At 37.6% G+C, this 26,561-nt stretch carries 19 protein-coding genes; 7 read left to right on the forward strand and 12 right to left on the reverse strand.

The features are described 5' to 3' along the window. Positions 1-39 precede the first annotated feature (39 nt). Complete coding sequence (locus tag QWY86_RS10720) at positions 40-2,805, forward strand: bifunctional aconitate hydratase 2/2-methylisocitrate dehydratase (RefSeq protein ID WP_290241883.1); 2,766 nt, start codon at positions 40-42, stop codon at positions 2,803-2,805. A 189-nt stretch (positions 2,806-2,994) separates the two neighbouring features. Further along, positions 2,995-5,277, forward strand: a complete 2,283-nt coding sequence (locus QWY86_RS10725) for an aconitate hydratase (protein ID WP_290241885.1) — start codon at positions 2,995-2,997, stop codon at positions 5,275-5,277. A gap of 315 nt (positions 5,278-5,592) precedes the next feature. Here QWY86_RS10725 and QWY86_RS10730 read toward each other — a convergent pair whose 3' ends face one another. Then, a complete protein-coding gene (locus QWY86_RS10730; RefSeq protein WP_290241887.1) occupies positions 5,593-5,997 on the reverse strand; it encodes a hypothetical protein in 405 nt (134 codons plus the stop codon). Positions 5,998-6,042: 45 nt separating this feature from the next. Further along, entirely contained in the window at positions 6,043-7,380 is a 1,338-nt protein-coding gene (locus QWY86_RS10735) for a GH1 family beta-glucosidase (protein WP_290241890.1), read from the reverse strand. Between the two features lie 142 nt (positions 7,381-7,522). On the opposite strand from QWY86_RS10735, the gene QWY86_RS10740 reads away from it, so the two are divergent. Further along, positions 7,523-10,021 carry a PKD domain-containing protein gene (locus tag QWY86_RS10740; RefSeq protein WP_290241892.1) on the forward strand — a complete coding sequence of 833 codons (2,499 nt, stop codon included), beginning with the start codon at positions 7,523-7,525 and terminating at the stop codon, positions 10,019-10,021. Position 10,022: 1 nt separating this feature from the next. Here QWY86_RS10740 and QWY86_RS10745 read toward each other — a convergent pair whose 3' ends face one another. Next, positions 10,023-10,613: a MutS-related protein gene (locus QWY86_RS10745; RefSeq protein WP_290241895.1), complete on the reverse strand. Its 591-nt coding sequence runs from the start codon at positions 10,611-10,613 to the stop codon at positions 10,023-10,025. A gap of 24 nt (positions 10,614-10,637) precedes the next feature. Further along, positions 10,638-11,837, reverse strand: a complete 1,200-nt coding sequence (locus QWY86_RS10750; RefSeq protein WP_290241897.1) for a MutS family DNA mismatch repair protein — start codon at positions 11,835-11,837, stop codon at positions 10,638-10,640. A gap of 43 nt (positions 11,838-11,880) precedes the next feature. Here QWY86_RS10750 and rlmH point away from each other — a divergent pair, with 43 nt between their 5' ends. Then, positions 11,881-12,354 carry a 23S rRNA (pseudouridine(1915)-N(3))-methyltransferase RlmH gene (gene rlmH, locus QWY86_RS10755; protein WP_290241899.1) on the forward strand — a complete coding sequence of 158 codons (474 nt, stop codon included), beginning with the start codon at positions 11,881-11,883 and terminating at the stop codon, positions 12,352-12,354. Between the two features lie 252 nt (positions 12,355-12,606). Here the strand turns inward: rlmH and QWY86_RS10760 are convergent, their stop codons facing one another. Together QWY86_RS10760 and QWY86_RS10765 are read right to left on the reverse strand one after the other, a co-directional pair. Further along, positions 12,607-13,155 (reverse strand): DUF5606 family protein, encoded by a 549-nt coding sequence (locus QWY86_RS10760; RefSeq protein WP_290241902.1) that lies wholly within the window; start codon positions 13,153-13,155, stop codon positions 12,607-12,609. A 72-nt stretch (positions 13,156-13,227) separates the two neighbouring features. Further along, on the reverse strand, positions 13,228-13,686 hold the full coding sequence (locus QWY86_RS10765; protein WP_290241904.1) for a peptidylprolyl isomerase: 459 nt from the start codon (positions 13,684-13,686) through the stop codon (positions 13,228-13,230). Between the two features lie 695 nt (positions 13,687-14,381). On the opposite strand from QWY86_RS10765, the gene QWY86_RS10770 reads away from it, so the two are divergent. Both QWY86_RS10770 and QWY86_RS10775 read left to right on the forward strand, forming a co-directional pair. Then, positions 14,382-15,563: an asparagine synthetase B gene (locus QWY86_RS10770; protein WP_290241906.1), complete on the forward strand. Its 1,182-nt coding sequence runs from the start codon at positions 14,382-14,384 to the stop codon at positions 15,561-15,563. A 272-nt stretch (positions 15,564-15,835) separates the two neighbouring features. Next, on the forward strand, positions 15,836-16,528 hold the full coding sequence (locus QWY86_RS10775) for a porin family protein (protein WP_290241908.1): 693 nt from the start codon (positions 15,836-15,838) through the stop codon (positions 16,526-16,528). A gap of 154 nt (positions 16,529-16,682) precedes the next feature. Here the strand turns inward: QWY86_RS10775 and QWY86_RS10780 are convergent, their stop codons facing one another. The 3 genes from QWY86_RS10780 to lpxK are packed head-to-tail and all read right to left on the reverse strand — an operon-like array spanning position 16,683 to position 20,557. Next, a complete protein-coding gene (locus QWY86_RS10780) occupies positions 16,683-18,707 on the reverse strand; it encodes a putative porin (protein WP_290241910.1) in 2,025 nt (674 codons plus the stop codon). Position 18,708: 1 nt separating this feature from the next. Continuing rightward, positions 18,709-19,524: a purine-nucleoside phosphorylase gene (locus tag QWY86_RS10785; RefSeq protein WP_290241911.1), complete on the reverse strand. Its 816-nt coding sequence runs from the start codon at positions 19,522-19,524 to the stop codon at positions 18,709-18,711. Continuing rightward, positions 19,496-20,557 carry a tetraacyldisaccharide 4'-kinase gene (gene lpxK / locus QWY86_RS10790; protein ID WP_290241914.1) on the reverse strand — a complete coding sequence of 354 codons (1,062 nt, stop codon included), beginning with the start codon at positions 20,555-20,557 and terminating at the stop codon, positions 19,496-19,498. Before lpxK ends, QWY86_RS10785 begins: the two co-directional genes overlap by 29 nt. A 410-nt stretch (positions 20,558-20,967) precedes the next feature. Here lpxK and QWY86_RS10795 point away from each other — a divergent pair, with 410 nt between their 5' ends. After that, entirely contained in the window at positions 20,968-22,107 is a 1,140-nt protein-coding gene (locus QWY86_RS10795; RefSeq protein WP_290241916.1) for a sterol desaturase family protein, read from the forward strand. Between the two features lie 212 nt (positions 22,108-22,319). Here QWY86_RS10795 and QWY86_RS10800 read toward each other — a convergent pair whose 3' ends face one another. The 3 genes from QWY86_RS10800 to QWY86_RS10810 form a co-directional block, all read right to left on the reverse strand. Next, positions 22,320-22,580 carry a hypothetical protein gene (locus tag QWY86_RS10800; RefSeq protein WP_290241919.1) on the reverse strand — a complete coding sequence of 87 codons (261 nt, stop codon included), beginning with the start codon at positions 22,578-22,580 and terminating at the stop codon, positions 22,320-22,322. A gap of 408 nt (positions 22,581-22,988) precedes the next feature. After that, positions 22,989-24,296: a hypothetical protein gene (locus QWY86_RS10805; RefSeq protein WP_290241921.1), complete on the reverse strand. Its 1,308-nt coding sequence runs from the start codon at positions 24,294-24,296 to the stop codon at positions 22,989-22,991. Further along, the gene (locus QWY86_RS10810; protein ID WP_290241923.1) at positions 24,289-25,167 is read right to left on the reverse strand and encodes a hypothetical protein; all 879 of its coding nucleotides are present in this window, start codon (positions 25,165-25,167) and stop codon (positions 24,289-24,291) included. Before QWY86_RS10810 ends, QWY86_RS10805 begins: the two co-directional genes overlap by 8 nt. Positions 25,168-26,561: the final 1,394 nt, after the last annotated feature.

A 26,561-nucleotide genomic window follows, 5' to 3' on the forward strand; every position in this document is an offset into this window, starting at 1 on the left:
TTGTATCACCTTATAGCAATAAAGAATAAAATATCTAAGATGAGTATTTATAACGATTATATCCAGGAAATCGAAGACAGAAAAACCCAGGGTCTTCATCCTAAACCTATTGATAGCGCTGAATTATTAAGTGAAATTATTGAACAAATCAAAAGTGTAAATAATTTTAACAGAGAAGAGTCAGTTAATTTTTTCATATATAATACCTTACCAGGAACAACTGCTGCAGCTGGGGTGAAGGCAGAATTTTTAAAAGAAATTATTTCAGGTCAAACTGTTGTTGCAGAAATCACACCTGATTTTGCTTTTGAATTATTATCGCACATGAAGGGCGGACCTTCTATCAAGGTTTTGTTAGATATCGCATTAGCAGATAATGGAGATAAAGCATACAAAGCTGCAGAAGTTCTTAAAACTCAGGTTTTCTTGTACGATGCTGACACCGATCGTTTAAAAGATGCTTACAACAACGGTAATGAAATTGCAAAAAAGATACTTGAAAGTTACGCTAAAGCAGAATTCTTTACAAAATTACCTCCTGTTGCCGAAGAAATTAAAGTGGTAACTTTTATAGCTGGTATCGGTGATATTTCGACAGATTTATTATCTCCAGGCAACCAGGCGCACTCTCGCTCAGATCGTGAATTGCATGGTAAATGTATGATTACACCTGAAGCTCAGGAGCAAATCAAAGCACTACAAGCACAACACCCAGATAAAAGCGTAATGCTTGTAGCCGAAAAAGGTACTATGGGCGTGGGTTCATCGCGTATGTCGGGCGTAAATAACGTAGCCCTTTGGACAGGTAAACGCTCTAGTCCATATATACCGTTTGTAAACATCGCCCCTATTGTTGCCGGAACTAACGGTATTTCGCCTATTTTTCTAACAACAGTTGATGTAACCGGTGGTATTGGTATAGATCTTCAAAACTGGGTAAAGAAAACTGACGAAAATGGCAATGTTATCCGTAACGAGAGTGGTGAACCTATATTAGAAGAAGTTTACTCTGTGGAAACAGGAACAGTACTGACTATTAATACAAGAACCAAGAAATTATATAACGGCGACCGGGAGTTAATCAGCATTCCAAAATCGTTTACGCCACAAAAATTAGAATTTATGAAAGCAGGTGGTTCTTATGCCATTGTTTTCGGTAAAAAAATTCAAACTTTTGCTGCTAGAATTTTAGGTATTGAAGCACCGGTTGTATTTGCTCCAGCTAAAGAATTATTTATTGAAGGGCAAGGCTTAACCGCTGTTGAGAAAATTTTTAACAGAAATGCTGTTGGTTTAACTCAAGGTAAAGTTTTACATGCAGGTTCTGATGTTCGCGTAGAGGTAAATATTGTAGGTTCTCAGGATACTACAGGTTTAATGACCGCTCAGGAATTAGAGGCAATGGCTGCTACCGTTATTTCTCCAATTGTTGATGGTGCATATCAATCTGGTTGCCACACCGCTTCAGTTTGGGACAAAAAAGCCCAGGCTAACATTCCTAAATTAATGAAGTTTATGAATGATTTTGGTGTGATTACCGCTCGCGACCCAAAAGGCGAATATCATTCAATGACAGATGTTATACATAAGGTATTGAACGATATTACAATCGATGAATGGGCAATCATTATCGGTGGTGATTCGCATACGCGTATGTCTAAAGGTGTAGCTTTTGGTGCAGATTCAGGAACAGTTGCTTTAGCATTGGCTACAGGCGAGGCATCGATGCCAATTCCTGATTCGGTAAAAGTTACTTTTAAAGGCGCAATGAAAGAACACATGGATTTCCGTGATGTTGTTCATGCTACACAGTTGCAGATGTTGCAACAGTTCGATGGAGAGAACGTTTTCCAGGGTCGTATTATTGAAGTACACATTGGCACTTTACTAGCCGACCAGGCGTTTACCTTTACTGATTGGACTGCTGAAATGAAAGCAAAAGCATCAATCTGTATTTCTCAGGATGATACGCTAATCCAATCATTAGAAATTGCGAAAAATCGTATCCAGATAATGATTGATAAAGGTATGGATAACCATAACCAAGTGCTTCAAGGATTAATCAACAAGGCAAATAAACGTATCGAAGAAGTTAAAACTGGTATCAAACCTGCTTTAATGCCTGATGATAATGCAAAATACTACGCAGAGGTGGTTATAGACCTTGATTTAATCAACGAGCCGATGATTGCCGATCCGGATGTAAATAATGCAGATGTTTCTAAACGCTACACGCATGATACCATTAGGGATTTAACCTATTACGGTGGTGATAAAAAAGTAGATCTTGGTTTCGTAGGTTCTTGCATGGTGCATAAAGACGATTTGAAGATTGTTTCTCAAATGCTGAGAAACGTTGAAAAGGCAAGCGGCAGTGTTTCATTTAAAGCACCATTAGTAGTTGCAGCGCCTACATACAACATCATTGATGAATTAAAAGCAGAAGGCGACTGGGAATACTTACAGAAATATTCCGGATTTGAATTTAGCGATGCGTTGCCAAAAAGTACAGCACGTACTGAATATGAAAACATAATGTATTTAGAACGTCCAGGTTGTAATTTATGTATGGGTAACCAAGAGAAAGCTGCTAAGGGCGATACTGTAATGGCAACATCAACGCGTTTATTTCAAGGCCGTGTGGTTGAAGATAAAGATGGCAAAAAAGGTGAATCGCTATTAGCATCTACGCCTGTTGTGGTGCTGTCTGCAATCTTAGGTCGTATTCCAAGCATCGAAGAATATAAAGTTGCTGTAGAAGGCATTAACTTAACAAAGTTTACCCCAATTTCTACAAAACAATAAGAACAAAAAAGCAATTTATTTGTTAATGAAGTAAAAGCTATCCAATAACTGGGTAGCTTTTTTATTTACAGAAACATTGCATAGAATGTTTTTAAATAATATATTTTGACAAATCTAAAAAACAAGTTTGCTTAAAATTGTTTAATTTAGGTAGCGTCGTTATTGACAATAATTTTAATAAAATAAAGTATGGCTTTTGATATAGAAATGATTAAAAAGGTTTATGCAAATTTTGGTAGCCGAGTAGATGCGGCCCGCAAGATAGTTGGCAGACCTTTAACATTATCTGAAAAAATATTATATGCTCACCTTTGGGATGGAGATCCTAAAAAAGCATTCTCTCGTGGAACAGATTATGTAGATTTTGCACCAGATCGTGTAGCGATGCAAGATGCAACTGCGCAAATGGCACTGTTACAATTTATGCAGGCTGGCCGACCAAAAGTAGCCGTTCCATCAACAGTTCATTGCGATCATTTAATTACGGCAAAAGAAGGTGCTGCAATAGATTTACCTCATGCAAGAACTGAAAGTGCCGAGGTTTTCGATTTCTTATCATCAGTATCAAATAAATATGGTATCGGATTTTGGAAACCAGGCGCTGGTATTATCCATCAGGTTGTTTTAGAAAATTACGCTTTCCCTGGCGGAATGATGATTGGAACTGACTCACACACCGTTAATGCTGGTGGTTTGGGTATGGTTGCAATTGGTGTTGGCGGTGCCGATGCTTGTGATGTTATGGCTGGCTTACCCTGGGAGCTAAAATTTCCAAAATTAATTGGCGTTAAGTTAACCGGTAAATTAAACGGTTGGACGGCCGCTAAAGATGTTATTCTTAAAGTTGCAGGTATTTTAACTGTAAAAGGCGGTACAGGTGCAATCGTAGAATATTTTGGCGATGGTGCCACATCAATGAGTTGTACAGGTAAGGGTACCATTTGCAACATGGGTGCCGAAATTGGTGCAACAACATCAACCTTTGGTTATGATGAAAGCATGGAACGTTATCTACGGGCTACTAATAGAAATGAAGTTGCTGACGAAGCAAATAAAATTGCAGCACATTTAACTGGTGATGCTGAAGTTTACGCCGATCCGGAAAACTATTTCGATCAGGTAATAGAAATTGATTTAGATACATTAGAGCCATATTTGAATGGCCCTTTTACGCCAGATTTAGCCACACCAGTTTCTCAGATGAAAACTGAAGCAGAGAAAAATGGCTGGCCTTTAAAGGTAGAATGGGGTTTAATAGGTTCTTGTACCAATTCATCTTATGAGGATTTATCAAGGGCAGCTTCAATTGCTAATCAAGCGATTTCAAAGGGTTTAACCACTAAGGCTGAGTTTGGCATTAACCCAGGCTCGGAGCAAGTGCGTTACACTGCCGACCGCGATGGCTATTTAAAAACTTTCGAAGATTTGAATGCTACCATTTTCACCAATGCTTGCGGACCATGTATTGGTATGTGGGACAGGACAGGTGCAGAAAAAGCTGAGAAAAATACAATTGTACATTCATTTAATAGAAACTTTGCTAAACGTGCCGATGGTAACCCAAACACATTTGCTTTCGTAGCATCACCAGAAATGGTAGCTGCAATTGCAATTTCAGGGAACTTAGGTTTTAATCCACTTACAGATACGCTGACTAACGATAAAGGCGAGGAAATTAAGTTAGACCCACCAACCGGAGATGAATTACCAACGAAAGGTTTCGCAGTAGAAGATGCAGGTTTTCAAGCACCTGCTGCCGATGGTTCAAAAGTTGAGGTTTTAGTATCTCCAACTTCTCATCGCCTACAATTATTAGATCCATTTACTCCATGGGAGGGTACGGATTTAAAAGGTCTAAAGCTATTAATTAAGGCTAAGGGCAAATGTACGACTGATCATATTTCAATGGCTGGCCCTTGGTTAAAATTCCGTGGTCATTTGGATAATATTTCCAACAACATGCTAATCGGTGCGGTAAACTACTTCAACGATAAAACGGATAATGTTAAAAACGAATTAACTGGCGAATACGGTCCGGTTCCGGCTACGCAACGCGATTATAAAGCAGCTGGATTAGGTTCAATTGTAGTTGGCGATGAAAATTATGGCGAAGGTTCATCTCGTGAGCACGCAGCTATGGAGCCTCGTCATTTAGGTGTTCGTGCGGTGTTGGTTAAATCTTTCGCTCGTATCCACGAAACTAACCTTAAAAAACAAGGAATGTTAGGCTTAACATTCGCCAACAAAGATGACTATGATAAAATCCTGGAAGGCGATACTGTCGACATTTTAGGTTTAACCGAATTCACGCCTGATAAACCTTTAACTTTGGTTTTACACCACTTGGACGGAACGCAGGAACAATTCCCGGTTAACCACAGCTATAATGCGCAGCAAATCGATTGGTTTAAGGCTGGCGGTGCTTTGAATATCATCAGAGCAGAAGCCGCAGCAAAGGCTGGACAAGAATAAAATAAGAGAGTATAATAAAGGAATAAAGACAAGATTGCCAATCATTGCACTTTATTCCTTTATCTTTAATCCGGCAAATTTGAAAAGCAATGTCAGTAATTCTTCGCTCCAGAAAGTCCCGTTGTCCGCTTCAATCTTTTTGTTTCCAGAACAAACCTTGATCGTCATTGCAAGGAGGAACGACGCGGCAATCTTTTAAGAATAGATAACAAAAAGTATTTCCGCTATTACCGGGTTTAGATAAACAGAGTCAACCTAAAAAAGTAAATAACTGCCCCAAAATGTAAGCTAAACATTAAGTTTTCAATATATATATTAGAAATTCAACTTTGGTTTCCCATTTTCACAGGTAATAGACTTTGGTCCAGCTAATGCAATACAGTCAGAACTTATTCCCCACTTCACATTAAAAGCTTTTTGCTTATTATTATATAAATCAACTTTTTTTAGGAAATCTACTGTATCAATTTTTATAGAATAGGCGATAAAACCACTCGCACCACCGCAAGCCTTCGCTCCAATCGGCACAACTCTCCAATCTGCAGCATTATCACAAGCAACCTGATCAGATATTTTTTGAATTTCACTTCGTAGCTTAGAAAGTTCCGGTTCATCATCAAACTTAGAGCCTTTTAAATCCTCTTCGCTACAAGAACTTAATACTGTTAAAAAAATAGATATAGTTGCAAGAAAGAGCTTGGAATATTTGAGGATCCTCATGTCGGTTTCAGTTTAAACAAAAAACGAAAGACCAAAACGAAAACGCTACAAGCTTAAAAACTTTTGCCACCAATAGCCAGAGTCTTTAATTGTTCTTTCCTGGGTTTTAAAATCGTTATGAATGAGCCCAAACCTTGCATTAAAACCTTCTGCCCATTCAAAATTATCCATTAATGTCCATGCCATATAACCTGTAACTGGTGCCCCATTTTGCTTCGCTTTAAGTAAGGCATCTAAATATAATTTGAAATATTCAATGCGTTCGCTGTCTTCAATTTTACCATCCACAAGCTTATCATGATACGCTGCACCATTTTCGGTAATTATAATCTTTTTAACGCCAGAATAAGTAGCAAACTTCATAATGATATTATAAAAACTATCTGGATTTATTTCCCAACCCATCGCCGTATGCGGCTTTTTCCTATTCTTGGCTTTAACCTCCCAAGCTTGAATAACCGGTATAAAGGCATTATATTTTACCGTTAACGGAAAGTAATTTTGCAAACCAATGTAATCAAACTCAAATTTATAGCGATCCATGTGCCTCCATGTTCCATATTCAATTTGAAACTTCTCCAAAACATCCCAGTTCGCGGTTGGAAAACCTAAACCAAGAGTTGGTTCTATAAACAGTCTGTTCATTAAGCAATCCACCCTATCAGCAGCCAAAACATCATTATCACTTTGCGTATGAGGCAAAATCTCTGAGCAAGAAAAAGTAGTACCAATGTTTGCACTATTAATTTCAGCACGGAGAATTTTACCACCATCGGCTTGTGCCAAAGCAGTATGATGAACCGCTGAAAAGAAATTGCCTAAACCGGTTCTACCAGGGGCATGTATACCCAACATATAGCCAAGCGATGTAAAACCAAACGGTTCGTTAATCACCAGCCAGTTTTTAACCTTATAGCCATATTCAATTGCACAAATACTAACGAATGTATTAAAAGCAGCATTGATACTGAAACTAGTCCAGCCGCCTTCATTTTCCAAAGCTTGCGGCAAATCCCAGTGGTATAAAGTTACGTAAGGCGTAATTCCGTTTTCGAGGCACTCATCAATTACATCGTGGTAAAACCTAATGCCTTCAGGGTTAATTTCGCCCCTACCTAAAGGTAAAATTCTGGTCCAGGCGATGGAAAATCTGAAAACTTTAAACCCTAAAATTTTTACAAGCGCAATGTCTTCCCTAAATCGATGATAAAAATCGCAGGTTACATTTATTTTATGCCCTTTTTTAATTTTACCATTTTTTGCCGAAAAAGCATCCCAGATAGATGGACCTTTGCCATACATATCTGACGTACCCTCTATTTGAGCTGCAGCAGTAGCCACACCCCATAAAAAGTCTTTACCAAAATCAGAAGCTTTAATCATTTACAAATAGCTTGCTTCAAGATGCAAGTTTAATATTAACAAATCATTAATAATCTTAATTATCTAAAAGGATTTTTTTTAATAGTTTTACGATATGCGCTTTCTACAATTCCTTTTACTAACCCTCTTACTCTCATTTAAAATGTGGGCTAAATCTGCACCACCCATTAATGATGAAATTGCTGATGCAATAAAAATAACAAATACCACAGCTTATTGTACGGATGATGCCGCATACAGCAATTTGGAAGCTACACAAACCACAACTTATGCTAAACCAATGGGTTGGATAGCTACAGGAAAAGATGTTTGGTTTAAATTTACAGCCTCTAAATACGATGTTAACATTTCTGTAAGCGGACAAATAAATGCTACAAGTATAAATACCTTGGTTACACCACTTGTTGCGTTATACACCTTTGAGCCTAATTCTACAGGAATTTCTGAAATGATAGGCACTAGCTTTACCTCTAACAATGTTACCTCACTTTACAAAGGCGCATTAACAATTGGTCAGGAATACTACATCAGAGTGAGTGGAGCCAATGACAATACCGGAACTTTTAAGTTATGCGTTGATAATTATTTTCCACCAATTAAGGCTGGTCAGGATTGCATTTCCGCATCAATTCTCTGTTCAAAAGAATCCTTTACCCAACTAAATGTAACCGGTTCTGGTGGTAATAACAAAGAATCTGCTGGTACATGTTTAGGTACTGAATCAAACTCTTCTTGGTATTTATTTAAGGCTTCAAAAGCAGGTAGTTTAACATTTGTGATTACGCCCTCAGTAACTACGAACGATATTGATTGGGTGTTTTATGATTTAGGTGTTGATGGAGATTGCAGCAAAATTAATGCAACCAATGCTATACGCTGTGCCGCAGGTAGCGGTGTAACCTGTTCGCCAAGTTATTATAAAACAGGTTTAAGTATGACTGAAACCGACTTAACCGAAAGTTCTGGCTGCCCCATTACTCCGCAGAATGGTTTTGTTAAATATGTTGATTTAATTGAAGGTCATAATTATGCACTGCTGATAGATAATTTCTCTAGCGGGAACAATGGCTTTACAATAGAATTTGACGGAACTGCAGATTTTGCTGGCCCCAGTGCAGAAATTTTAGTCGACAAGCTAAATCCTTGTACAGATAACCAAGCCTATATTTTTAGAAGTAACGCAACAAATTATGCATCCCTCAAGTGGTCTTTCGGTGAAGGCGCCAGCATGACATCAGCTACAACAGAAGGCCCTTTCACCATTACTTACAGTACGCCGGGAGAAAAAGTTGTGGTATTGGAAGCAAAGGCCGCTAATGGCTGTAATGTGGTCACTACTCAAAGTTTTATCGTTGCTAAAACACCCGATAAACCAATAATTACCACCTCGTCTGTAAATCTTTGTCAGGGAGATGTGCTGCAGCTTTCTACGCCTGCTGTAAACCTCGCAACATTCCACTGGACTGGTCCAAATGGTTTTACCTCAGCAGTCAGGAATCCATCAATACCAATAACAGGACCTGAAAACGCAGGCATTTACAAGTTATTTATTCAGGTTGGCGATTGCATTAGCCCGGAAAACAGTATCGAAATTTTATCTGTTGATTTAAAACCTGAAGCTGATTTTTCCATTGTAACCAATAATAAATGTGAACCAAATCAAAGCTTTACTTTGCTAAACTCCTCAAAAAATTACACCAAAATAAACTGGAACTTCGGCAATGCCGTTAGTAGCAACACGAATATTGTAAACAACGGAAAACTTATCACTTACTCAAGCCCGGGATTAAGAAGCATTACCTTAACGATAGAAACGCCAAATGGCTGTACATCAACAAAAACTATCGATTTATTGGTTGAAGTAAAACCCGAAATGCCCATAATTTCTGTCAACCAACCTTTATTCTGCCTGGGCGATGTGATAAAACTAGCTGTACCCAAAATAGAAAATATCATTTATGAGTGGACTGGTCCAAATAACTTCACGGCAAACACTAACGCTATAAAAATACCCATTACCACATTTAATCAGGCCGGAGCTTACAAAGTTTCATTAACCTCAGGCAGTTGTTCGCCGGTTATTGCAAGTTTAGTTATACCACCAATTGCCAAAATTCCTGTTGCCAATTTTTATACAGAACCAGGCTTTAACGGAAAATATTCTATCCCTGCGCCAATTAATTTCATCAATAAATCTACAGATGCAGATTTTTACGAGTGGGAATTTGGCGATGGGTTTACATCAACAGAAATTAATCCCTTACATACATTTAGAACAGATGGCTTATTTAAAATAAAACTTACTGCGTTTTCTAAAAATGGTTGCTTCAACAGCATCCTTCTGGGTGATTTATTAGTTAAAAAAGAAGGCTCTGTTTTTACGCCAAATTCTTTCACCCCAAATGGAGATGGAAGCAATGATGAATTTATCGTAGGCATTACCAATTTGAAGCGATATAGCATTCAAATATTTAACAGATATGGAAGTGTCGTATTTTCCAGCAACAATATTTACGATAACTGGAAAGGCACATTCAAAGGCAATGATTTACCCGTTGGCGTTTATTATTATTTAATACTTGGCACCACATTAGGCAACGAAAACGTAAAATATTCTGGCTCGGTAATGCTTTTGAGGTGATCTATTCCAAACTCAAACCAATTTCCTTTAATAAAATAGCGGCATTAAAAGTTGAACAAGGGCCTTGTTTTAACTTATAATCAAATTTCATCTCGCCATTATTTATTTGAATATCGAAGTGAAAATTTCTTAGTGTTTTTTCGTGTTCGTTTTTTAAATCGGCTAGTTGCAAATCATGTGTAGCAAATAATGCAGGTGTTTTTTCGGCAATAAGTTTCTCAACAAAAACTTTCGAACCCAAATATTTATCCCTACTATTCGTTCCCCGTAACATCTCATCAATCAAAACAAAAGTGTCTTTATGTTTTGCAACATTATCTAAAATCATTTTCAGGCGATTAAGCTCTGCCTTAAATGTTGATGTACTTTCGTTAAGCGAATCTTTTATCCGCATATAAGTATTAAGCTTAAATACAGAAAGTTTCATTTGCTCGGCACACACAGGCGCACCCGAGTAAGCCAAAACCGAATTAATACCAATGGTTCTTAAAAAAGTGCTTTTCCCAGCCATGTTCGAACCTGTGATCACATCAACGGTTGGCTCATTTTCTAAATGGAAATCGTTATTTACCCTGATGTTTTTAGCAATCAAAGGATGACCAATTTCCGTGGCTTGTCAAGTAAATTCATTCGTTATTTCCGGAAAAACCCATTCTGGATGGTTATGTGCAAGCGTAGCCAAAGCAATAAGTTCTTCGAAATCGCCAAGCTGATCTAGCGCTACAGCAACATCCTTTGATGAAGTTTTGTACCATTGTTCTAGATTGATGCAACATTTCAAATCCCACAACAAAAAGGCATTTAGTGCAGTTGCTACAACAATATTTAAGCGAGCATCAAAATTCTGGATAATTTTTGAAAGACTTTTTATTTCAGTGCTTACTGGTTTTTCAGAAGAAAATAAAGATAAAATATAGCTACTGCTCCAATTGTATTTTTCTGTCCAGCTGATGGCTTCGGCATAGCCGTTTAAAAGGTTAGAACTACCGCTAAAGCTATAGTAAACTTTATTAACTTTCGAGCCATTTGCAATAACCAAAGCGGTATTTATTAATAAATATAAGGTTAAAATATTCCAAAGCATTCCATTAAAAAATATGGCGGCGAGTAATAATCCTATCGAAATAAACGGCGCCGCCTTAACATAAAACCTTAAAGCTACACCTTTAAAAAAAGCCAATTGAGCATTCAACTTACCATCCAATTGTTCTTTTATTCTTTCAATTTTCTCAATACCATAGCCATGCAAATTAGCCCTAAATTCAAAAGTATCCTCAATGTAACTCAATACCTCTTTGATGGCCTCCTGTCTTAATAAAATGGTGTTAATATCCGTTTCATGTGATAAACTTTTAGCTAGAAGCGATTTGCCTTTTTTGGTATAACATCTGTTAATTACTGCATACAAAGAGGCATCACCAAAAATATCCAAATCAGAAGTAAAAGGATGGTTTTCAGATTCATATCGAACACCATCATCATAACCGTTCTTTAATCCGCTTAGCTGATTCCACTCATTTTGATAAACCCACAATAACTGTTTTTGATAATCTATTTCCTTATCAAGTTTGCTTTGCTTTTTCACTACAAAGGCAAAAACCAAAACCGGAATAATTAAGCCCACTTGTATAAAAGTTCTCCAGTTATTATCTTCAGAATTCAAAAGGAAGACGAATAAAGCAATCTCAACTAAAAATAATGTAATTCTTAGGTAAGAGAAATTTTCAAGCTGCTTTTGTGTTTCATCAATTTTAGCTTTAACCTGTTCTATATTTTGGCTATAACCAAATATTATCTGCGCTTGTGTTTTTAACATTATATTTGAATCTCGAAAAATTCTAAAGATAGAAAAATATTAAATGAAGATTACGCTTATCGCCATTGGCAAAACAGAAGATAAATATTTAATTGAGGGCATTGATAAATACATCAACCGTTTAAAGCATTACATAAACTTTAATTTTGTGGCCATACCTGATGTTAAGAATGTGAAAAATCTTTCAGAAGCACAGCAAAAAACAAAGGAAGCCGAGCTGCTACACAAACAAATTAATAATGGCGATGTTGTTATTTTATTGGATGAGAAAGGGAAAAAATATTCATCTGTGGCGTTTTCCAGTTATTTGAACAAGCAAATGGTTGGTAGTGTGCAGCATTTAATCTTTATCATTGGCGGACCATATGGTTTTGACGATACCATTTACAAACGGGCAAATGGATTGATTTCCTTATCCGACATGACTTTCTCACATCAAATGATTCGTTTATTTTTTGTTGAGCAATTGTACCGAGGATTTAGTATCTTAAAGGGAGAACCTTATCATCACGCATAATAATCAATGCTAACCTTGTGGAATTAGCAAAATAAAAACATCATTAAATAAAAAAACTATGTTACTGGATAAATATAAAAGACAATACAAATTTAAAAGCAGGCAATCGGGAAGCGATAAAGTGTTGTGGATTAGCCTTGCCATTTCAGCAGTCGTTATCGCTATTTTGTGGTACTTTTTTTAAAACCCGTTTTAAACAATAAAGCCATTGCAAGTAGCAATGGCTTTATTGTTTATTATTTAATTAGAAGTTTAAACTCCTTTTTTACTTGTCATGCTTGCTTTTTTAGCAGGAGCAGATGTTTTAGTGGTTGCTTTAGCGTTTGAAGCTTTAGCACCTGTACTTTTCTGTTTCTTATCAGCTGCAGCTTTTTCTTCAGATAATTTCACCTCAGCTGGTGTACCTGGAGCTTCAGGAGCATCCTCAGTAAACAAAGGCATATCTTTTAATAAGTTATACCAACCGATGATTTTCTTCATATCCGAAGCATATACTTTTTCTTCATCGTGTCCTGGTGCAACTTCGTTAAAATAAGCACGCAAAACTTTAGTATCCGCTTTAGTATCAGGCGTTGTACCTTTCTCGCTGATTTTTGCAAAAACATCTACCAGTTTAATTTCCTGGTCTTCGCCATAAACGGTAATATCTTCAAGCGATGCAAGTTTTGTATTTGTAATATTAGCTACAATTTTAACTTTTTGTGCATCAAGACTTTCTAAAATATAACCAACTTTATTTTGTCCAACTAGTTTAAACAAACCTGGTCTGCCAGAAACGGCAACTATTCCTCTTAAGTTCATAATATTTTTCTTTAGCGCTTAGCGGTTGGAGTTTAGCGGTTTAAATGCTTATCGCCAAACGCTTAACGCGATTTAATCTTCAATTATTTCTACAGTTAAAATCTTGTCTCCCTGACGGATGTCATCAACAAGATCAACATTTTCAACAGCTTTACCAAATACGGTATGGTTACGGTCTAAATGAGCAGTGTTTGTTCTGCTGTGGCAGATAAAAAACTGAGAACCACCTGTATTTCTACCAGCATGCGCCATAGATAATACACCACGATCGTGAAATTGGTTCTCACCATCTAATTCACAGTCAATTTTATAACCCGGACCACCAGTGCCCGGCATGCCAGTTGCACCGTCTTTAGAATTAGGGCAACCAGTTTGAACCATAAAATTAGGAATTACACGGTGAAAAGTTACTCCATCGTAAAAACCTTCTTTAGCCAGTTTTTTAAAGTTTTCTACTGCTTTAGGAGCATCTTTTTCAAAGAACTCAACAGTCATGTCACCTTTTTCAGTTTTTATTATTGCTTTACTCATATCAATTTTATTTATTAAAAAATTCCAACAAGTATTAAAACTTAATCGGGAAGCGCAAAAATAGTAAAATTTATAATTAGAACATCTTTAAAGATTTGAATAATGAATATTAGGCTATCATTATAAAAATAATTAGAAAACAAACGGTTAAGTAATTCTTGGGAATATGTAGCCCTGCCATTCGCTGTAGCCCTCGTAAAAAACTCGGGGCTGCCGCTGCTGTCAGGTTTAGAAACAAAGTTTTAAACCACCCCTTGCACTGTCCACTCCCCTCTTTTTTTCAAGGAGGGGCAGGGGGTGGTTTCTTTGTCCATAATGTACATACCTTAAACATAGCCCCGACATTCGCGGAAATACTTTTTGTTTGCAGTAACTCCGAATTTATTTGCTGCAACCTATGAAACAGATGCTTCGTTCCTCAGCATGACATTTGTTAACAAAAAGATTGCAGCATTGGCGGGACAGCAGTTGCCAAGAACTACTGACATTCCGCTTCAGATAATCCTAATCAATCAAGATTAACAAATTCTTTTCTCAGTTACTAGACACACAACCACCAAATTTATTTTCTTTAACAGACTAAATGAGGTATTTTAGTGTTTTATGTTATTATGGTCCTTAAAAAGAAACATTACCTCCTATTAATTTTCTTACTTATAAGCTTTGGCGTTAAGGCTTCATCAATATTAATTTATATGGATGAAGACCAAAAAAACCACTTAAAAGCTTACGGAATTGCTTATTGGACCATAAGCAAACAAGTTGAGGTAGATTGGCTTTTAAATTACCGTGGTGGTAGTTTCCTCATCAAATACAACAAAACTATCGAAGATGAATGCAAAGTTAGAGGTGTTTCTTATGAAGTTGTTGCCGATGGTAAAGTTGTAAATCTACTCAACGAAATCAGCGACCCATCTGTAAATATGGAGATGGTAAAACTCGAAAAGACCCCGAAAATTGCAGTCTACTCACCAAAAAGCAAATTACCTTGGGATGATGCCGTAACCCTTGTTTTAACTTACGCCGAAATACCCTATGATGTAATTTACGATGATGACATTTTGCAAGATAAACTAAGCAAATATGATTGGCTGCATTTACATCATGAAGATTTTACGGGCCAGTATGGACGGTTCTGGTCGTCATTCCGTTTTGCAAACTGGTACCAGGAAGATGTTAAAAACCAGGAAGCCTTAGCGAAAAGATTAGGCTACAAGAAAGTTTCGCAAATGAAACTCGCCGTTGCAAAACAGATTAAAGAGTATTGTGTTGGCGGTGGTTTTATGTTTGCCATGTGCTCTGGCACCGATAGTTTTGATATTGCACTAGCTGCTGAAGGTGTTGATATTTGTGCCGCAATGTTTGATGGCGATGCTGCAGACCCAAATGCACAAGCTAAACTGGATTTTTCGAAAACAATGGCTTTCCAGAATTTCAAGCTGGACAATAACCCAATGAATTATGAGTTTTCGGACATTGATGCCACAAATGGAAGGGGTTTAAACGAAAGCAACGATTATTTCACGCTGTTTGATTTTTCTGCAAAGTGGGATTTAGTACCAACCATGCTTACCCAAAATCATGATAAAGTAATTAAAGGTTTCATGGGGCAAACTACAGCATTTAAAAAAGGATTAATTAAAACAAGCGTAACCGTTTTAGGAGAGAATAAAGGTGCAGCAGAAGTGCGTTACCTACATGGAGAAGTTGGCAAAGGGCAATTTACCTTCTATGGCGGTCACGACCCGGAAGATTACCAGCACGCCGTTGGCGACCCGCCCACCGATTTAAACCTGCATCCTAACTCTGCCGGCTATAGATTAATTTTAAACAATGTACTGTTCCCTGCGGCAAAGAAAAAGCCTCAAAAAACTTAAGCTTCCGCTTAGCATTTCGCCAAAATTATTCTTTATCAGACTAAAATTCCTTTTAACTATACACTTCAAATATTCTTGGATAGAGTGTTGTAATGCAACATAAGATAAAAATATTGCAATCAAAACCTACTGTAAACCAATATTTTAATTAACACACACGTAACATTAATAATACTTTGGCATAGCTTTTGGAATGAAGGCGGTAATTAACATCCGATTTTAATAATTCGGAAATTATTTAAAACAAGATTCTTTACCTAAAGAAAGATATTATGAAAAAGTTATTATTAAGCGCAGGCGTTTTATTATTGGCAACAGGTGCATTTGCACAAACAACAATGAGTGGAAACACTGCAAGATTTGGTTTAAAAGCTGGTGTTAACTTGTCGAGTTACAGCGGTACTGGAGTGTTAGATAGAGATTACAAGAGCAATGTTGGATACAACGTTACAGCATTCGGCGATTTCGGAGTTGGAAATAATTTCTTTATCCAGCCAGGCGTTTCATTACAGAATAAAGGTGCAAAATTAGAGAGCACCAGTACTGTTGGCGGTTCTACGGTAACTGGTACATTTAAACAAGATGTAATGGCAATTGAAGTACCGGTAAACGCAGTAGTTAGAATCCCTACGGGTGATGCAGGTGCTTTCCAGATTAGTGCTGGTCCATATGTTGGCTTTAACATTTCCGGTAAAAATAAATATTCTGGTACTTACACAAATGCAGCTGTTGCAGGTTCTACATTTACAGATAGAGATATCGAATTTGGTAGCACAACCAGTGATGATTTAAGCAGCATTGATTTTGGTGCAAACTTCGGTTTAGCTTATCGCCTTAACAGTGGTGTATCAATCGGTGCGAACTATGGTTTAGGTATTTCGAATTTAGTGCCTAAAGATTTGAGATCAAACGATGATAAATTAAGAAACCGTGTTATCGGTTTTACAATTGGATATTCATTGTAAACAATAACTATTATAAAAAAAAGCTCCCGAATTATTTCGGGAGCTTTTTTTTTGAACTTAAATTTTTATGCAACCTGTGCTAAAATCAGTATACAACTTTGCGTTTTTTGCAACGTACCTTTTGCGCTCTTTGGGGTAAAACCACACCTAAACCTTAATCGTAAAAGTTCCAGGTTAAGCCAAACTTCAGCAATGCATCTGGCATTGGATACCGGTTTACGGTATAATAACCATTTGATAATAAACCTTGGTTAGCATAATCGTATTTAACGAAAATATTGGCTCTTTTTAAATTAGCTTTTAAATATACATCAACCACCGGAACAGATTTAAGAACGTTAGCTTCGCCATTGTAAAATTGAGCAACAACAGGCGAATACGAGTAATTGGCATAAGCCGTGTTGTACCTTACATCAAAACCAATATTAGTTTTTAACACCTTAAATAAATCTAAATCGAAAGAAAAACTATTGCAAGTGTAAAACTCCGGCGTTCTTAGCACATCAATGTTATCAGTTGTTTGGTATGCTAAATAGTTTTCGATTAAAAACTTACCAAAACGCCATTTTTTAGCAACATCCAACCTAATTAAACTTATATCTGCAGATTCTTGAATTGGTTTAATATTTACATCATTTATTCCAATTATTGTTGTACTTACAGTACCAAAATATAAATAATTACTGGTTAAGAAATATTTAGCGCCAGCTTCTAAACCTAACTTATCATTTATATACGCAAATGATAAATTGGCAACTTTAACATTTTGAAAACTATTGTTCCAAACAAAGTGATTGCCATCGTAAACATTAAAAATCTCTGAGGGTGATTGATTTTGAAGATAAGCACCCAATTGCAAACGACCTATTGATTTACTTAGCGCAATGTTACTTTTTGCTTCATATAGAAAATCACCAGCATTTCTTCCCTGAAAAACCTGATTAACGTCTAAATTAAAATCAATGTTATTGGAAAACCTGTAGCCTAGCGCACCTAAAACTGTCAAGTTCTGAAATCCGAATTCCCGGTTATTGTAAGTTGAGCCGTTAGACCGGCTACCTATAGATTGAAACTGATAGTAATCATGCCTAATACCTGCATCCAACTTCAATTCATTTTTAATAACTGTCGAATTTTTCGGACGAAGAAAGAAGCTGTATAAGAATTCATTTTTTACATGTTTAACATGTGTTGAATCACTGGTAAATGATAAATCAAGTAAGCCATCACTTTTAGTTAAAGCTTTTGGGATAACAGAATTATCATCGGCTTCATTTTTATAAAAACCGTAACTATCGTTGTTATATTCTAAAGTATATGTAACCTTATTGGTTGGCAAAACCGAACTGTTGGCTGCAGTACTATCAATGCGGCCAACATAATAGGTTTGCTTTACAAACAAGGTGTTTTTCTTATACATATTCCTGGCAGTAGTTAACCTGGTCGCTTCCGCCTTTCTATCAATTTTAGCGTAGCCATCCTCAAAAATACCCTGCTCAACTATCGAACCGTTTTCAAAGGTTCTGAGCGAATTAAAAATACCCGAAGCCCACATATTGTAACGTTTGCTTGGCGATTGGTACCAGCTGAATATTGCTATGTTTAAGTTATCACCTCTTTGCCTGCTGTAAAAACCCCTCGAATCCATTCTATTGAAATTCAACCCCATATTCCAGTTTTTCTTAATATTCTGACTGTGGGTAGCCTTAAAATACTGCTCCTTTTGTCCGGCACTTACTAAATACAAACTGGTATAAGGTGACCTTGCCTGGTAATAAATAATATCTTCAGGGCTTAAGGCGTAATAATCTAAAGAATGGAAACCGACATCAAAACCAATTCTCTTTGAGGGTTCGTAAAGTAAAGGCCTGGCAACCTGCCCTACACTACCTGTTGTTATAGATGGGTGCCTTGGCTGTAAAAGCGGACTATAATTTTGAATGTTGTAAGTTGAGGTATCCAAGGGCAAAAGCACAATACTATCTTTGCTCATCGCCATTTTGGTAAACTTGATAAACTTTGCCGTGAAAATAACAGAGTCTTTCTCACCTTCTTCTTTTTTACGTAAAGAATCAAGCTCCTTATTATTACCTACATTTGTTTTTAAATCTTGCGCACTCGCATCATTTTTGATGATGAAAAGCAAAATTGCCAAACACAACAGAATCGCCTTACGCATCTTACAGTTCAGAAATTAATCGGGTTAAAATTTCAGTCATTTTAGGTTCTGCCTTTGCTGCAGCTTCTAAAATTTCATCTAAATTAAATGGCTGTAAATCTTCAGGAAACCCTTCATCCGTTAAAACAGAAATGGCAAATACCGGTAAACCGGCATGGTTAGCCACAATAACTTCAGGTACGGTACTCATCCCAACGGCATCGGCACCAATTAAACGCAGGTATTTATATTCCGCTTTGGTTTCCAAATTCGGACCAGAAACCGCAACATAAACACCTTTATGGCATTTCACATCAACATCTTTGGCTATTTCTAAAGCTTTGGCAATTATAGAGCGCTTATAAGGCTGGCTCATATCTGGAAAACGCGGACCAAGCGAACTTTCAATTAAGCCGCGTAATGGATTATCGGGTTGAAGATTGATGTGGTCCTCAATAACCATCAAATCACCTTTCTTAAAATCTGGATTTAAAGAACCTGCAGCGTTTGATACGATTAAATTTTCGATACCTAAACCCTTCATCACCCTAACCGGGAAAGTGATTTGTTGCATACTGTAACCTTCATAATAATGCAAACGACCTTGCATGGCTACAATTTTCTTTCCGTTTAAGGTTCCAAAAATTAATTTACCGCTGTGAAATTCTAATGTTGATATCGGAAAATTTGGAATATTTGAGTACATCAACTGATGCTCAACGTCTATATCTTTAACTAAACCACCTAAACCCGTGCCCAAAATAATACCAATTTCAGGTTTAAAGTTTTCGGTTTTACGTTTTATGTATTCAACTGTTTCTTCTATTGCTCTTAACATAGTTTAAAATAAGTTCATCAAAGGTAATCTTATCTTCTTCAAATAATTCAACCTCGATGGGTAAAAAATATACAGGTAAATTTACCAGTAAATCTTTAAATCCCGCAGCTTTTAAACGTTTGCTATCCTTTTCTGTTGTGATGATGATCTTTTCTTTTTTCAGGCCTGCATCAAAAGCCGATATAAACTTTTTAATATCATCGCTTTTAAAGGCATAATGATCTGGAAATTCCTCGTGTTTTATCGTTTTAGAATACTTTTGCAGCTCCTCAATTAAAGGATCCGGATTGGCAATTCCAGTCAGCAAGAAAATTTCATGTTCCTTAATCGATTCCAATGAACGTGATTCATCAGCATATAAATGCTTTAAATCGCCATACTTTAAATACGAATGCAATACCTTCTGGTTATTATTGGGCTGTAATTCATTAATCGAAGCTTGTTGCGCAACATGCAAAAGCGGAACCGGAGCCTTAGTTACCAGCAAAACATCTGCCCTTTTTCTGGACGAAAAAACATCTCTTAAATTTCCTGCCGGAAGCAAGAACTGCAAAGTGCCTAATTTTCTAAACTCAAAAAGTAAAATATTTAAACCCGCTTTAACCGCCCGGTGCTGAAATGCATCATCCAGGATAATTAAATCATGATTTTCTTTAAGTTTTTCAATGCCTTTAACCCGTTCCTCACAAACGGCAACGGTCACATTTTCAAACTTTTGATAATATTGTAAAGGCTCATCACCAATAGTTTCGGCAGTTGCACTTCCATCCGCTAAAACAAAACCCTTCGTCTTGCGACCATAACCCCTGCTTAAAATCGCGATTTTATAATCACTGAGCAGTCGAACTAAATATTCTGTAGTTGGTGTTTTTCCGGAGCCGCCAACAGCTAAATTACCAACACAAATTACCGGCAAATCAAATTTTACAGATGGCATAAAGCCCCAATCATAAAGTTTTTTACGAAGCGTAATCGCTAAACCGTAAATCAGTGAAAATGGAAGTAGTAAAAGGCGTAGGTAGTTAAGTAGCATAATTATATTTTCAAAATTACTTATTATTTAAAAAAGATAGGCACTGCACTTTGCAAAGCCTATTAAAGCAACCCAAGTAAGCAAAAAAGGTTTGTCTGTTTTTTTATAAGTTTTTGTAAAGCAGTTGCAACAACACAGATTATTGTCAGTCGGGCTTTACGCTAAATCTTTTAAAACACCTCTGTCATACTGAGGAACGAAGTATCTGTTTCATAGGCTGCAGATGCTTCGTTCCTCAGCATGACAGTAAATTCAGAGTTGCTGCAATTTAAAAGTATACCGCTGCAATCCCGTTTATAAATCAAGGTTTCTGCAAAACACAACGACTTAAAACCATACCCAAAAATAGAGCTGTTTCAATTTTACATTGATTTTTTTATTATAATTGTTAATTAACAAACTCTACCTCAATGTCTCAAAGAAAACGATTAATAGTTGGCGAAGGCCAGATTAGTGGCTATATTTCTATTTTTTTAGCGGTTCTGGCTTTACTTGGAATCTTATGCTTCCACTATCCTGAAAAATTAACTACCCCAGAATTTAGAGAAGTTTATACAAAAGATAGCATGGAAATACTCATGCTTGGTGGTGTAATCGCATCCTTCTTTTTCGCCGCATTAAGTGTGGTATTAAGCAAAAAACTAAAATGGGGTTGGCCAGGTTTTCTATTGGCTGCGTTGGCCGTAATCTTGGGTGCATTAAGTGTCGAAGGTAGAGATGTAGCCAAATCCAGCTGGCATTTCGGTTTAGACTGGATGATTCTGGATTTACTTTTAATGGTCGCCATTTTTGTGCCGCTGGAATTATTCTTCCCTAAAAATGATAAGCAAACCAAATTCCACGAAGAGTGGCGAACCGATCTAACTTACTTCGTCATCAGCCATTTATTTATTCAGTTTTTTGGTATCGTTACACAAAAACCCGCCGTACTATTTTTTGGTTGGATAGGCTTAGACAAATTGCACACCTGGGTACAAGGTTTGCCTTTTATTGTCGCATTGTTTTTGGCTTTCTTCACCACCGATTTATTTCAGTATTGGGCGCACCGCTTCTTCCATACCCGTGTTTCGCTATGGCGGTTTCACTCCATTCACCACTCTACACAAAACATGGATTGGCTCGCCGGAAGCAGAACCCACTTTATCGATATCTTCTTTACCAGAGCAATGACGTTTATTCCATTGTATATTTTAGGTTTTTCATCAACTGTATTTAACGTGTACATTATTTTTATTGCGATACACGCGGTTCTAATCCATGCCAATACCCGCATTAACTTCGGCCCACTGAAATACATTTTCACCACGCCACAATACCACCATTGGCACCATTGTGAAGACCCTAAATACTACGGACATAACTTTGCTTCCATATTTCCATTTATAGATATGATATTTGGCACCTATTACTTACCCAAAAACGAATGGCCCGCCGGAACAGGCGTACATGAAGCAGAATATCCGAAAGGCTTTGTAAAACAAACCATTTATCCTTTCACAAAAAGTCCCTTTGATACCGATTTAAAAATGGAAGAGCGAAGCGATAGGTAGCTCGATAGTTCATTGGTCATTGGTTCATTGGTTTGTTGGTCATTGGTTCATTGGTCATTAGTCTATTGGTTTATACCCCCTCCGTCATTCCCGAATAGTCGGGACAAGTAGCGAGGCTTGGGCATGAGCGAGCCGAAGCAATCTATTCTCAAAACGTTGTCCCGAAGCCCCTCCATTGTCATCCTGAGCCTGTCGAAGGACAACACTCCACTTTATACTTTAAACTTTTTTGTCATCCTGAGCGGAGCCGAAGGACTAACCACAACACCACTTTCAACTTTTAACTTTAAACTTTTTACTATTGTCATCCTGAGCGGAGTCGAAGGACTAACCACAACACCACTTTCAACTTTTAACTTTAAACTTTTAACTATTGTCACCCTGAGCGGAGTCGAAGGACTAACTACAACACCACTTTCAACTTTTAACTTTAAACTATTGTCACCCTGAGCGGAGTCGAAGGGCAAAACCATAACTCCACTGTTAGCTTAGCGCATCACGTCTTCCATAAAGTACAAAGATCTCTCCACTACGGTCGAGATGACGGAAGGAGTTAACAAACCTCATTACAAGGCCTGGGCTTGAGAGAGCCAATTTATGCCGATTTCACATCGGTAAAGCAATCTATTTTCAAAATGATATCCCCAACCTTTCAGCTGTCACCCTGAGCGGAGTCGAAGGACTAACCACAACACCACTTTCAACTTTTAACTTTCTACTTTTCACTTTAAACTCTATTGTCATCCTGAGCGGAGTCGAAGGACTAACCACAACACCACTTTCAACTTTTAACTTTCTACTTTTCACTTTAAACTCATTTGTCATCCTGAGCGGAGTCGAAGGGCAAAACAATAACTCCCCTTTATACTTTAAACTTTTAACTATCTAAACTCCACCTCATAATACCGCTCTAACCGATTCACATACCTTTCGAAATGAACCGCATAATACGCCTTTGGCACCTGAATTTTATATTTAAAGCCACCAAAAAATGTAACCAATTCCACATCCATCTCCGCTTCCAGTAAATACCATAAATCGGGCTGGGACTGACTACAAACCAATGGTAAAGCCTGCCTGTCATTACTAAACTGCATTCGTTTACCCTTAATTTTAAAGCGAAGAAAAAGTTCATAATAATCGCCCTTGTCACTTAACAGAAAACTTAAATGAGGCACTTCAATGGAAAATGCAGCCGACTCCATTAATTTCTTCATAGGCCTGTTCTTAACGTTTCGCATACCATAGCTAAACCAATAGTGGGTAAAGCTTTGTGCAACCAATAATGGTAATACGCGATTCCAAAGCACATGAATTGCACTTTTATTTGCTTCATTTTTCTCTTCAGCCTCTTGCCCCTTTTCAGGCGTATAGTTACCAACCCAGCTGTGCAGTGGCGCAATTTTCTTCATCTCAAAACTGTATTCATCCAAGGCTTCCTGTTCTGGACTAAGCGTTATTTCATCAGTATCTGCTTCACTTAAAACAAAATGCTCAAATGATTTTACCGTTTTGCGGTTTGCATTTACAGTAAAAACATAAGGTATTAAAAATGGGTAATGCTGCGACCCATAATGGTATAAACTCGTTTGCGCCAGGCAATAGCCAATTCCCTTACTAGTTAAAGTTAGGGTGTGGGTGGTCGTTCGTAGCGGGGCCCGCTCCATTACTTTACGACCATCGGGCAACGGAAATGGGTCATCAGGTCTGAACAAACCCTTAAAGCCGTCCTTTAATTCGATATCGAAACCCTGGCGATCGTTAAAAATCTTGATAAACTTCAGCCTTCCCGTTATTTCATCATAGCAGGCAGGCCAGTAATAAACATTAAAATCATACGCACCATTTCGCATCACTAGCCTTAAGGCGATGTAAACATCCCAACTTAAATAAGTATTATCCGTATCAAGGGTACAGCTGATCAATAAATGATCGTACTCTACTTTGAAGTAAATCCTTATAGGTTTGTAAATAGTCCAATTTTCATCAATCTGCGATACCTCCATTGTAACCAGACCATGCTTAAAACTAATGATGTCTTTGCCATTCAGATAATACTGCTTATCATCCGCCCCAAAATCCGTATGTGCATCCAGTACCTGCTGCTTTAAAATTCGGCTCCCCTTTTCAAATGGTAACTTATAAAACCGCTCAAGGGGTTTTCCGGCTATTGTAAGTGTCTTATCCATTTAGGGTGCCTCCTTTCAATACTTTAACCTGATCTACTTCTTCCTGTAATACCTTAAACTGCGCCTCACATAAATCATCTGCAAGTTTTACAAAACTTTCTACCAGTTCCGAAAAGCGATAAATGGAGTGATTGTTTAAAGAAAAACCATCATCATATCCGCCCCGACTCAAACACTTTATCATAATTTTCAGTAAGGCCTCATTATCAGGGGTGCCCATAAAATGCTGAAACGGAAGATTTGAAAAACAGGCAGATAAATACAGTAAGTGTTCAAGGTTACGCCCATCAGGCTGGTAATCCATAAACACGTAAATAAGCCCAACACAAGCCTGCTCTGTGGCATGGTGTAACAAAAACAAACTAACACGCTCTTGCCCAATTTCAATAGCTTGCTCAGCCGCAGCAAAAAAACCCTTAGCCATTTCCCTACGCTTTCGCCAATGTAAAATAGCCCTGCCCAATCGCTTTTTTATATTCGGTAATCGAAGTGTCCCAAGCTTTTCTATTCCTGGCGCAGCATATCGTAATTTGCCCTTATTAATCACAGAAGCTAAATAACCGTTACAATGGTTAACACTTCCTAAAACTTGCTCCTTTTCGTGTATTTGTATAATCACCTTATAATTTCCATCTGCAAATTCCTGAACACGGCTTTCTATGGAGACCTTGCCTTCTACAACCAGGAATAAATAGTAAATGGATTGTCGCTCACCTTCACCATCACAGAAAACACTGTTAAGCTTTTTTTGATGAACTTTTTTAGCGAAATGATAAATGTACAATGGAGCGAACTCCTGCACCAATGCCTCAATTAAGGGCTCCAGTGGCTGAGGTTTTTCAAGTTTTGGGAACTGTTTTATTTGCTTCATAGCTTTAGGTTGTAAAATAAAACCTTAAATTAGCCATGCAACAAAGCGTACCGAACCACAAGCGATTGTAAAATACGCTTTGTTGGTTGTATTAAACCTAACCAATCAACGCACATTTTTCTCCTAACAGCTGATAACCTCACCTGCGGAATCATAAATCCCTATCCGTTGCCACCCTGCTATTTCCACTCCGCTTTCCGACAGAAAGTTGATGAGTAGTAGGTTTACTTCTTACAACGTGTTTTTTTCCTCTTCGATAAAAAATAAGATCCCCCAGTTGACCGGAAAATCTAACAATCCCATTTAATGTAGCCATAATTGATTATATTTGATTTAACCAAGGGATTGATCAATCCAATATACAAAATTTCCAATTATTTCAGCAAACAAATCCGTATCAAATCCGACTCTAGTCCGTGTGCAGTCCGTGTTTCGGCTATATTTACTTGTCTCTTGCTTTTATACTGCTTTAGGTCTGCCTTGGAAACTATTCGCCCCAAACCTACTGCTTCCTGAGTAATTGGCCTGTCTGTAAATAGTTAAAAGGTAACGAAAGGGTTAAGCAGAAGCGAAGATTTGGTATGGCTTGTCCGAACAAGGTGCGCACCTTATCCAATTCTTTCTCGATTTAATTGCAGATACTTCGCGAAATGAAAGCAGGCGCATTCGCATCCTCCTTCCACCACGCCTAAACCAAGTCGAATAATTTTCGAACCAGCTACCTTACTGTAGCACAGGAATAGGTATCGGATGGGTAATGTGCTAGAGATGGTTGGGCTGGTGCTTGGATGTTTGATTAAAGAAGAACATATATCTTTCGACAGCTTCGATACAAAAAAGTCAAATAAACCACCCCCAACCTCCCGAATAATCGGGATAAACAATCCTTTGAAAATAAGGAGGGGAGTTCCCCTCAATTTGTAAATCCTCCCCCTGCCCTCCCGAATCGTCGGGATAGAATCCTCCAAAGTGGCATAGCAACTCTTTGAAGCAAACACAGCTTAAACCATTCGAGACGTTCTGCGCTTTGCTACGCGGCTTAGGGAATGTTGGATTGCATGTCCCGAGTATTGGGGAAGCCTTGATGTTATGCCTGGTTGTTTATTTTTTTAATGGTTAAGCATGCTTTCGCTATGCTCAGGTTTGTTTCTTTTGTATCAAGACAAACTGCGAAGCAAGCTTGAAGACCAAAAAGCAAAATAATGACAGTTGAAAAAAGTTTAGAGCCCCTCGGCGGCGGCGAGCCCAGACAATCCTAAGTGAAGTTACACACTCATTTATAAATGAACAAACCACCCCCAACCCCCAATGTCATTAACTTAAGGGAATCATAGGGTAAGGAACTGTAAAAACAGTTCCTTTGTGCTTTCGAAACAACCCCCATGACATCAACA

It is taken from the genome of Pedobacter aquatilis (assembly GCF_030409415.1).
Classification (GTDB): Bacteria; Bacteroidota; Bacteroidia; order Sphingobacteriales; family Sphingobacteriaceae; genus Pedobacter; species Pedobacter aquatilis.